Genomic DNA, 11,132 nt, shown 5'->3' with positions numbered 1-11,132 from the left:
TATGAAAAGAATAGCAGTAATAGGATATGGCGTTATAGGAAAAAGAGTGGCAGATGCCATCAATCTACAAGACGATATGAAGCTTTCAGGAGTATGCGATATCATTAGTGATTGGCGTATTCAAAACGCTGTAAGAAAAGAGTATGATATCTACGCGGCAACTCAAGAAGCTGCTGATAAAATGAAGTCTGAAGGCATTTCAGTGAAGGGAAATATGCAGGAAATTTTAAATAAGTCAGACCTTGTTGTGGATTGCACCCCAAAAAAGATTGCAGCTCAAAACGTAGCAATTTATAAGAAACAGAACATCAAGTTCATATTGCACGGTGGCGAAAAACACGAAACCACAGGCCATTCCTTTAGTGCCGAAAATAATTATGAATCGGCCTTAAATCGGGATGCGACTAGAGTGGTCTCTTGCAACACAACTTCTATACTTAGAACATTAACCGCCTTAAAAAGAGCTGACTTACTGGATTATGCAAGAGGAACACTTCTAAGAAGAGCTACTGACCCTTGGGAAAGTCATTTAGGAGGCATAATGAATACAATGGTTCCAGAGAAAGATATCCCAAGCCATCAAGGTCCCGATGCTAAAAGTGTTGACCCAGATTTGGATGTAATTACTGCTGCGGTAAAAGTTCCTGAAACCCTCAGTCATATGCATTATTGGAATGTGAAGTTAAAAAAGCAGGCAACTAAGGAAGAAGTTCTCAACGCTCTAAAAACTTCCAGTCGCATCAAACTAATTCAATATGACCAAGGGTTGGTGTCAAACAATACCATTAAAGAAATGTTTTTAGATATGGGACGTCCTTGGGGCGATATGTATGAAGTAGCCCTTTGGGAAGATATGCTAAAAGTACAGGGCGATGAGCTTTTTTATGCTTACATCGTCGATAACCAAGCCATTGTAATCCCTGAAACCATTGATGCAATAAGGGCACTTACGGGAATTGAAACCGATGGCGCAAAATCGATTGCCAAAACCAATGAAAGTCTAGGCATACACTAAATTCTTATAAAAATGGAAACAAGCAAGAACATTGTAGAAATATTGGGTGAAAAAGCACCCTACTATTTGGACCACGTTTGTGAAAAAATAACTAAAGACGAACTACAAACACCAAGTGACCATAGCCTTGATAGCGTTTTTATTAATAGCAATAGAAATACACAGGTACTGCGAAGTCTTTCACAATTATATAACCACGGGAACCTGGCAGGAACAGGTTATTTAAGCATCCTGCCAGTAGACCAAGGTATCGAGCATAGTGCTGCCTTTTCTTTCTATAAAAACCCTGATTACTTCGACCCAGAGAATATTATAAAACTTGCTATGGAAGCAGGTTGCAATGGTGTAGCATCAACCTTTGGGGTTTTGGGTCTAAATGCCAGAAAGTACACTCATAAAATACCTTTTATTGTGAAGATTAACCACAATGAACTGCTAACCTACCCAAATAAATATGACCAAACACTATTTGGAAAGGTAAAAGATGCTTGGAATATGGGAGCGATTGCCATTGGTGCAACCATCTATTTTGGCTCAAAAGAAAGCAATAGGCAGATTAAAGAAATTTCAGAGGCTTTTGAAGAAGCCCATAGTTTGGGTATGGCAACCATCTTATGGTGCTATACGCGTAACAAAGCTTTTAAAACAGAAAAAGAAGATTATCACGCTGCTGCCGACATAACTGGGCAGGCCAATCATTTAGGAGTTACCATTCAAGCAGACATCATCAAACAAAAATTACCGACTAATAATTTCGGATTTAAGGAAATTGGGTTTGGTAAATATGATGATACTATGTATGAAACCCTTACTACAGACCATCCTATTGACCTCTGCCGTTTGCAAGTAGCCAATTGCTACATGGGAAAAATAGGCTTGATTAATTCTGGTGGTGGCTCAAAAGGAGATTCAGATTTGAAGGAAGCCATAACAACCGCGGTAATTAATAAGCGCGCCGGCGGTTCTGGGTTGATACTAGGAAGAAAAGCATTTCAAAAACCTTTTAAGGAAGGTGTTGAATTACTCAATGCAGTACAAAGTGTATATCTCAATTCTAAAATAACAATTGCATAGAATTAAAATATAAGATTAATCAATGGTACTTTCAATTATAATAGCTTTTTTAATTATTCCGGTAATTGCAGTTGCCGGTTATGAGCATTATAAAATCCTTAATCAACCTGATTACAATCCTCATACAACACTATTGAACTATGAAGTAATAGGTATTGGTAAAAACAAACTGGTTTTGTTACACGGTTTAACCGGGTCACTGAATTATTGGAAGCGCAGTTTAGAAAACATTTCAAAAACCCACTCTTTATTATTAATAGACCTTCTGGGTTTTGGTGACTCACCAAAACCAAAAAGTGATTATTCCTTATCAGTACAGCTGCAAGCGTTAGAATTGATTTTAAAAAAAGAAGGGTTCAATGATGGTAAAACCATCATGGGCGGGCATTCAATGGGAGCCATAATTTCATTAGCATTATTGCAAAAACATCCGAATTGGTTTAAATCTGGAATTTTTATAGGCATACCTGTATACAAAAACGCCGATGAGTTTAAGAAAGTTATGTCTACTCATTCTTTCGTGGATAGAATTTCAACCAGTAAGTTTTCTAAATATATCTGTATGGTTCATCCCATATTTATGTCACGTGCATTCAAGCCCGATAACCTAACGGATGAAGTTTATGAAGACGCAAAAAAGCATCATTGGATGAGTTATTATTATTCGCTCAATGAGGTCATTTTAAAAACAGATTTATATGCGATGGCAAGGAAAATTAAGAATAAAGACGTGCTTTTTATTCACGGAGAAAAAGATACGACAGCACCATTTGAAAACACTCTGAAACTATCAAAAGTATTTAAAAACTCAAAAGTGCATACCTCTTCTAAAGGCGACCATCAATTTTTTCTAAAAGAGGCGGATTTTGTTTGGAAAACCATACAAGAATTTAGCAAGTCGGAAGAATATTTACAAAAAACACTATCAAATGAGCACTAATAAAATTAAACATATAGGCATATTCACATCAGGAGGCGATAGTCCTGGAATGAACGCTGCACTCTATTCCATAGCCAAATCTGCTAAAGTAAAAGGTATAAAAATTAGTGGTTTTAGAAAAGGATATGAAGGGTTAATAGATGGTGATTTCCTTACATTAAAATCACACGATTTACAAAAGTTAGTACACCTAGGTGGCACTATCTTAAAAACAGCACGAAGCAAACGTTTTATGGAATTGGAAGGTCGTAAAAAAGCTTTTCAAACCTTAAAAGCGAATAAGATAGATGCTCTGATTGCCATAGGTGGTGATGGTACTTTTAAAGGACTATTAGCCTTTTCGGAAATCTGCGACATCCCTTTCATAGGTATTCCCGGAACTATTGATAATGACTTGGCAGGAACAGATTACACCCTAGGTTTTGACTCTGCCGTAAATACAGCAATTGAAAACATAGATAAAATTAGAGACACAGCCGAATCCCATAACCGTGTTTTTATTGTTGAAGTGATGGGAAGGGATTCTGGTTATATCGGTATTCATTCCGGCTTGACCGTTGGGGCAGATGCCATTCTAATTCCAGAGAGTGGTAAAGACTTAATCTACTTGCTAGAAAAGATAAAAAACTACGAGAGTGAAGATGCTTTTCTCGTGGTAGTTTCTGAGGGTGATGAAATAGGTGCAGAACTTGTCGCTTCAAAAATTAAGGAAATGAACCCTAATGTAGATTTACGTATCACGAAACTTGGACATGTGCAACGTGGTGGAAATCCTTCGGCACTAGATAGAATGCTGGGCATCAGAATGGGGGTCGCCGCCGTAGAGGAAATCTTAAAAGGGAATACAAATAAAATGGTAGGATTCCTTAATAATCAATTAAAGTTGACACCTTTTAATAAGGTAGTCAAACAGCATCAAATAAAAGATGAGCTAAATAGATTGTTAGAACTTTTTAGCAAATAGATAATTATGATAAAAACTTTAGAAAATATTAACCCTTTCATACTTGGAATTCTGATTAGTGTAGGAATCGGTCTCATTCTTGGATTAGAACGTGAATACGACAAACTAAAGGATGAGCACGGATTTGCAGGAATCCGAACATTTCCAATTACGGCTATCATTGGATTCATTTTAGGAAATCTTTCGATAACCTATACGCCTTGGTTAGTTATTATTACTGCAGCCGCATTCTTATTGTTTTTGGCTTTGAGTCATATTTCAATGGTACAAAAGCACGTAATGACGGGTATTACTACTAATTTGGCGTTGTTTGCCACGCTAATTCTTGGTATTATGGTGGCTAATCACTTGCATAAAGAAGCAGTAGCCTCTGCTGTCATTATTGTTACACTATTATCGCTCAAAACAACCTTTCGTTCATTTATCAAAAATATTACTTCAGAAGAATTATTTGCATTCATTAAGTTTTCAATTATTGCCCTCTTAATACTTCCATTTTTGCCCAACAAAGATTATGGACCAGAAGGTTTGTTGAATCCTTTCGAAATCGGCTCTATCGTAGTGATTGTCTCTTTTTTAAATTTTATTGGTTACTTTTTGGTGAAATATGTAGGTTCCCAACGAGGAATCTTGCTTACTGCCATTCTTGGCGGATTAATCTCAAGTACAGCCGTAGCTTGGATTTATGCTTCCCGAAGTAAGGAATCACCAGAACTTTCAAAAGAATATGCTGCGGGTATCATTATAGCTTCCGCCATCATGTTTCCCAGACTTGCGATTTTGGCGTATATTTTTAATAGTGCCATACTTTCCTATTTGGTTATTCCATTTACGATTTTAACGATTATCTGTTTGATTGGTGCACTCATATTTATTAAAAAGGAGGCAAATGTCACAAAGACAGCTATTAATCTTGGTAATCCACTTAATATTTGGAATGCCCTAGGGTTTGCGGGTATTTATGTTGTAATACTTTTTGCTGTTTTTTATGGCAACCAATTTTTTGGTGAAAGTGGCTTATACTATTCAGCCTTAATTGCAGGACTGGCAGATACGGATGCAATAACTATAAGTATGGCAAAATTCGGGTCTTTAGAAGATAAACTTGCGCTTGCTACCAATGTTATAATAACAGCGACCATAAGTAATATGATTGTAAAATTGGGGATTGCCTATTTCAAAGGATCAAAAAAAACGGGAAAGTTAGTGATGCTAATTTTTGGAAGCGTAATCATCATCGGTATCTCATATATCTTAATACAGTTCGGAAAATAAAATAAAAATGAAGACAACAGTATATAGCACACACAAGTTTGAAGCACCTTATTTAATGAAGGCAAATGATGGCAAACATCATTTAAAACTTCTTGAAGTTAGATTGACAGAAGAAACGACTGTTCTTGCTAAAGGTTCTAAAACAGTAAGCTTATTTACAGGTGATGATGCCTCAGAGAATGTACTAAAAAAACTAAAAACCATTGGCGTAGAAAATATTGCATTGCGTTCCGCTGGTTTTAATCATGTTGATTTAGCAGCAGCTACCGAATTGGATATAAAAGTAGCTAGGGTTCCTGCTTATTCACCTTATGCCATAGCTGAACATACGATGGCATTAATATTAGCTCTTAACAGAAAATTGATTAGAGCGCATAATAGAGTTCGTGAACAAAACTTTTCTTTGAATGGGCTTACAGGATTTGACCTAAACGGAAAAACTGTGGGTGTTATTGGTACTGGTAAAATAGGTTCGGTACTGGTAAAAATACTTCACGGATTTGGTTGCAATATCCTTGTGCACGATGTAGTTGAAAACAAAGGCTTAATTAATAACTATGATGTAAGCTACACTGATTGTAAAACTATTTGTAAGCAGTCAGATATTATAACCTTGCACATACCGCTAAAGGCTTCTACGAAACACCTAATTGATAAAAAGCATATTTCCTTTATGAAACCTGGGGTAATGCTCATCAATACCAGCAGAGGTGGATTGGTAGACACCAAAGCCGTTATAGAAGGGCTAAAATCAAGAAAGATTGGATATTTCGGTATGGATGTGTATGAGGAGGAAGAGGGGCTGTTCTTTGAGGACCATTCAGACGATATCCTACAAGACGACGTGATTGCCCGCTTGATGACTTTTAACAATGTATTAATTACAAGCCATCAGGCATTTTTAACCGAAACAGCATTGACCAATATTGCAGATACTACAATTTATAATCTGGATTGTTTTGAAAAACAAACAATCTCTGAAAATGAAGTAACTATAGAATAAAAGTGATTTATAAAACCAAACAAAATGAAAAACATATTAGTACCCACCAATTTTTCAGAAAACTGTGAAAAAGCAGCACAACTTGGTATTGAAATGGCCAAATTATATAACTCTGAAATTCACTTTTTACACCTTATGAAAACCCCTGTAGATTGGGTAAAACTAGATAAGGAAAAAGAAAAAAGATATCCTGAAACTCTGAAACAAATAGGGGTAGCTAAATTTGCCCTAAGAAAGTTAGAAAAAATGGCAGAACACAAAGGCCTAAAATGCCGAACATTTCTTCAATATGATTCCGGTCAAGGCGATATTTTAGAGCATTCAGGCCATTTTCACCACGATTTTATAATAACGGGAAGTAGTGGAACTAAAGGTGTCATTAGAGAAATTACAGGTAGTAATGTTGAAAAAATCGTCCGAAAAGCTAATGCACCTGTTATAGTGGTAAAAGACGAGGCTGTTAACTTCCCTTTTAAAAATATTGTTTTTGTATCCGATTTTGAAGAGGACGTTAGCAACGCCTTTAAACAAGTTGTTTCTATTGCCTCAAAATGTGATGCAAAAATACACCTGTTGCGTATTAATACTAAAACCGACACAAATAGTATTGCTTCGGGGTTACAACCTATGAAGCGTTTTCTAGAGAACTTCCCAGAAGTTCAAAACTATACGATGAATGTATACAATGAACTCTATGTAGAGACAGGAATAAATACCTATTTAAAAAATAACCCTGCTGACCTCATTACCATGTGCACACATGGTACTACCGGTTTTTTAAGTCTCTTTTCTAAAAGTATTGCAGAAGGTGTTACCAATCATGCTACGCTACCAATTATGACAATTAGGATATGAAAAATACAATAAACATAGTAAAACACTCTGGAGACGTTGTTCCATTTGATGCTAAAAAACTTATCAATTCATTACGTCGAGCCAAAGCAAACGAAGAACTTATTCAACAAATTGTCGAAGAGGTAAATGCATCACTTTATGATGGAATGACCACTAAACAGATTTACAAAATGGCTTTTAAAATGCTTAAGGGCAAATCTTCTGTTAGTGCCTCAAGATATAAGCTTAAAAAGGCCATTATGGAGTTAGGACCAACAGGGTTTCCTTTTGAAAAATTTGTAGCCAAGATTCTTGAACAAGAGGGATTTCAAACCCAGGCAGGAGTTATTGTACAAGGTCATTGTGTAACGCATGAGATAGACGTAGCAGCACTCAAGGACGACAAGCATTATATGATCGAATGCAAGTTTCATAGTGATAAAGGTCGATTCTGTGATGTGAAGATCCCACTATACATACAATCTAGATTTATCGATGTAGAAAGACAATGGAAAATGAAACCTAGTCATGATAGAAAATTTCACCAGGGATGGGTATATACCAATACCCGATTTACTACCGATGCCATTCAATATGCCGAATGCATCGGATTGGGTCTGACTAGTTGGGATTACCCCAAAAATAATAGTCTCAAATATAGAATTGATATGGCGGGACTTCATCCATTGACAGCATTAACAACTATGACCAAAGCCGAAAAAACAAAATTATTGGATAAAGGTATTGTGCTCTGCAAAGAGCTACACGAAACACCTACTTTATTAAATGAAATTGGAGTAGATAAAACAAGGCACAAAAAAATTTTGGAGGATTCCGAAGCCTTATGTAAAACCCATTAAAAAATAAAACTTATGAAAACTGAAGAATTAGAACAACAGAACAACTTGGATTTTGAACCGTTTTACGAAGCTCTGGAAGACGACCCAAAACTGCTTGCAGAAGCCTTGGAAATACTATTGGATATGGTTGATTTTGAACCTACATCCATTAAAAAAGTCGCCCTTTACATCAAAGAAGATTCGCAAAATCTATATAATGAAATAGTAGAATTATACAAATCAACCCAAGACAAAGGGAATACACCTTCCTGCTGTGGTGGACACTAAATAAAGACTATATCAATGAACAACGCTAAAATAAACATTCACTTTTTGGGTGCAGCGGGAACGGTAACTGGCTCAAAATATTTAGTAGATACAGGAGAGAGAAAAATACTCATAGACTGCGGACTTTTTCAAGGGTTAAAGGAATTGCGTCTCAAAAACTGGGAATATCCGCCCGTCGATGTTTCGGAAATTGATGCAGTCTTGCTTACCCACGGTCATATGGACCATACGGGATATTTGCCAAGATTGGTCAAACAAGGTTTCAAGGGTGCCATCTTTGGTACCAATCCTACGCTGGATATTGCTAAAATCATACTGAACGATAGTGCAAAAATACAAGAACAGGAGGCTGAACGTGCCAATAAAGAGGGGTATTCCAAACACAGTCCTGCAGAACCTTTGTACACCTTAAACGATGTTGAAAAAACCGTACCTCGTTTTAAAGGGATACCACCTTCGCAATGGCTACCTATTCTCAAGGATGTAAAGGCACGATTTCAGTACAACGGACACATTCTTGGTGCTACTTATATTGAGTTGGATATACACGGAAAACACTTTGTTTTTTCAGGTGACATCGGTAGGACTAATGATTTGCTCTTATACCCACCTTTAAAACCAACAAAGGCTGATGTATTATTTATTGAATCCACCTATGGTGGAAGATTTCATCCTGAAGAAGAAGAGGCCATTCCGCAGATTGAAAAATTAGTAAATGACACCATAAATAAAGGTGGTAGCCTGTTTGTTCCAAGCTTTTCAGTGGAACGTGCCCAACTGATGATGCTTATTTTCTGGAGATTACTAAAGGAAGATAAAATCCCAAAAGTTCAAATGATAATGGATAGCCCAATGGGCGCTAACGTATTGGAACTCTTCCATCGCACAAGAGATTGGCACAGATTAGAGGACAATGAATGTGATGAAATGTGCTCGCATTTCAAGGTTGTAAGTAGTTATCGGGAAACTATGGAATTAAGAACCGACAACAAACCAAAAATTGTGATTGCAGGAAGCGGAATGCTTACAGGAGGTCGAATGCTCAACTATCTTGAAACCCAAGCCCAAAACCCCAATAACACCTTGCTATTTGTAGGTTATCAAGCTGAAGGAACACGTGGCAGGAAATTGTTGGAAGGCGACAAGGAATTAAAAGTGTACGGGAAATGGGTGCCTTTTAAAATGCAGGTAGCTGAAATTGAGGGACTATCTGCACACGCAGACCATAAAGAACTTATGAATTGGATGAGTGAGATACGAAACAAACCAAAGCGAATTTTTATCGTACACGGTGAAAAAGAAAGTGCGGAAGCATTACAAAAAGGTATAAAAGAAACCTATGATTGGGATGCCGAAATCCCGGAATTATATACTATAACAGAAATAGAATAATCCATGGAACAATATTCAAACATATTAAAATACAAACACCTTGGTATTTACACTCAAAACGAGAATGTGGTGTACATGCGTGAGGATTGCCATGTCTGTATTTCAGAAGGATTCGAGGCACTCACAAGGATTAGGGTTTCTATGGCAAACCGTTCCATCATAGCGAGCCTCAACGTCATAAATTCAGAAATTTTATTACCTAATGAAATAGGTCTGTCAGATGCTGCAGCAAAAAAATTAAAGGTTAAAGAAAATGAAACTTTGTACGTCTCGCATCTGGAACCTATAGAGTCCCTAAGTTACGTCAGGGCTAAAATTTACAATCAAAAGCTCAATTATAATGCCTACAACCAAATTGTATCAGATATTGTAGAAGGTGATTATTCCAACATTCACCTTTCGGCATTCATTACGGCTTGTGCAGGTGACCGAATGGACATTAATGAAATATCCGACCTCACAAAAGCTATGATTGCCTCTGGCCAACAACTAAACTGGAACAAAGAAATAGTAGTAGATAAGCATTGTATTGGCGGATTACCAGGAAATAGAACCACCCCTTTAGTAGTAGCAATTGTTGCCGCCTATGGGCTTACTATGCCCAAAACATCATCCCGTGCTATTACATCCCCGGCAGGTACTGCAGACACCATGGAAGTGCTTACAAATGTAACTCTTTCTGCTGATGAGATAGAACACGTGGTAAAACAGGAAGGTGGTTGTTTTGTTTGGGGTGGTACCGCTCAATTGAGTCCTGCAGATGATGTACTCATTAAAATTGAAAAAGCTTTAGATATCGATAGTGAAGGACAACTCATCGCCTCGGTATTATCAAAAAAAGCTGCAGCTGGTTCTACCCATGTTGTCATTGATATCCCAGTAGGTGAAACTGCCAAAGTACGAAGTATGGAAATGGCTCAAAAATTACAAAACCATATGGAAACCGTAGGCAATTCTGTAGGTCTGAACGTAAAAGTGGTAATAACTGACGGCTCGCAGCCCGTGGGTAATGGAATTGGTCCAACGTTAGAAGCTATGGACATATTAAAAGTACTGAAAAATGAAGAAAGAGCACCCATAGACCTAAAAGAACGTGTTGTGCTGTTGGCTGGTGAACTTCTTGAACTTTCTGGTAAAGTAGCATCAGGTGCAGGTCGCCAAACCGCTTTACAATTATTAGAATCTGGTAAAGCTTACGAAAAATTCCTTGCTATTTGTAAGGCACAAGGGCGTTTTACACGGCCTGTTTTAGCGCCTTATAAAACAGAAATCAGAGCGGAGACTTCCGGGATTTTGAAACGTATTGACAATCGAAAGATAGCAAAGCTTGCCAAACTTTCTGGTGCACCACAGTCAAAATCTGCAGGTATTTTATTGAATGTTCATTTAAACGATAGTGTTGAGAAAGACCAACTATTGTACACCCTTTATGCAGAATCGCAGGGCGAACTTCATTATGCTTTGGAATATAAAAATAACCACAATGATATTATAACCATAATTTAGAT

11 protein-coding genes are annotated in these 11,132 nt (G+C 37.2%); all 11 read left to right on the top strand.

Features of this window, described 5'->3' with window-relative positions; genetic code table 11:
• Position 1: 1 nt before the first annotated feature.
• Genes V1468_RS12285 through V1468_RS12235 form a run of 11 tightly spaced genes read left to right on the top strand, consistent with a single transcriptional unit; the run spans position 2 to position 11,130 of the window.
• Complete coding sequence (locus V1468_RS12285; protein WP_331810523.1) at positions 2–1,015, top strand: type II glyceraldehyde-3-phosphate dehydrogenase; 1,014 nt, start codon at positions 2–4, stop codon at positions 1,013–1,015.
• A 12-nt stretch (positions 1,016–1,027) separates the two neighbouring features.
• The gene (locus V1468_RS12280; protein ID WP_331810522.1) at positions 1,028–2,089 is read left to right on the top strand and encodes a class I fructose-bisphosphate aldolase; all 1,062 of its coding nucleotides are present in this window, start codon (positions 1,028–1,030) and stop codon (positions 2,087–2,089) included.
• Between the two features lie 22 nt (positions 2,090–2,111).
• On the top strand, positions 2,112–3,029 hold the full coding sequence (locus V1468_RS12275; RefSeq protein WP_331810521.1) for an alpha/beta fold hydrolase: 918 nt from the start codon (positions 2,112–2,114) through the stop codon (positions 3,027–3,029).
• A complete protein-coding gene (locus tag V1468_RS12270; protein ID WP_331810520.1) occupies positions 3,019–3,993 on the top strand; it encodes a 6-phosphofructokinase in 975 nt (324 codons plus the stop codon). The genes V1468_RS12275 and V1468_RS12270 overlap by 11 nt, the downstream gene beginning before the upstream one ends.
• Positions 3,994–3,999: 6 nt before the next feature.
• Positions 4,000–5,268, top strand: coding sequence for an MgtC/SapB family protein (locus V1468_RS12265; RefSeq protein WP_331810519.1), 1,269 nt, complete (start codon positions 4,000–4,002; stop codon positions 5,266–5,268).
• Positions 5,269–5,275: 7 nt separating this feature from the next.
• The gene (locus V1468_RS12260) at positions 5,276–6,271 is read left to right on the top strand and encodes a 2-hydroxyacid dehydrogenase (RefSeq protein ID WP_331810518.1); all 996 of its coding nucleotides are present in this window, start codon (positions 5,276–5,278) and stop codon (positions 6,269–6,271) included.
• A 24-nt stretch (positions 6,272–6,295) separates the two neighbouring features.
• Entirely contained in the window at positions 6,296–7,126 is an 831-nt protein-coding gene (locus tag V1468_RS12255; RefSeq protein ID WP_331810517.1) for a universal stress protein, read from the top strand.
• The gene (locus tag V1468_RS12250; RefSeq protein ID WP_331810516.1) at positions 7,123–7,965 is read left to right on the top strand and encodes an ATP cone domain-containing protein; all 843 of its coding nucleotides are present in this window, start codon (positions 7,123–7,125) and stop codon (positions 7,963–7,965) included. The genes V1468_RS12255 and V1468_RS12250 overlap by 4 nt, the downstream gene beginning before the upstream one ends.
• 12 nt (positions 7,966–7,977) lie before the next feature.
• The gene (locus V1468_RS12245; protein ID WP_331810515.1) at positions 7,978–8,232 is read left to right on the top strand and encodes a hypothetical protein; all 255 of its coding nucleotides are present in this window, start codon (positions 7,978–7,980) and stop codon (positions 8,230–8,232) included.
• Positions 8,233–8,247: 15 nt separating this feature from the next.
• Complete coding sequence (locus V1468_RS12240) at positions 8,248–9,624, top strand: MBL fold metallo-hydrolase (RefSeq protein WP_331810514.1); 1,377 nt, start codon at positions 8,248–8,250, stop codon at positions 9,622–9,624.
• 3 nt (positions 9,625–9,627) lie between these two features.
• Entirely contained in the window at positions 9,628–11,130 is a 1,503-nt protein-coding gene (locus V1468_RS12235; protein ID WP_331810513.1) for a thymidine phosphorylase family protein, read from the top strand.
• Positions 11,131–11,132 lie beyond the last annotated feature (2 nt).

Source organism: Winogradskyella poriferorum, assembly GCF_036553625.1.
GTDB classification, from domain to species: Bacteria; Bacteroidota; Bacteroidia; order Flavobacteriales; family Flavobacteriaceae; genus Winogradskyella; species Winogradskyella poriferorum.
The sequence above is the reverse complement of the archived record's forward strand: the minus strand, read 5'-3'. Positions and strand labels throughout refer to the sequence as shown.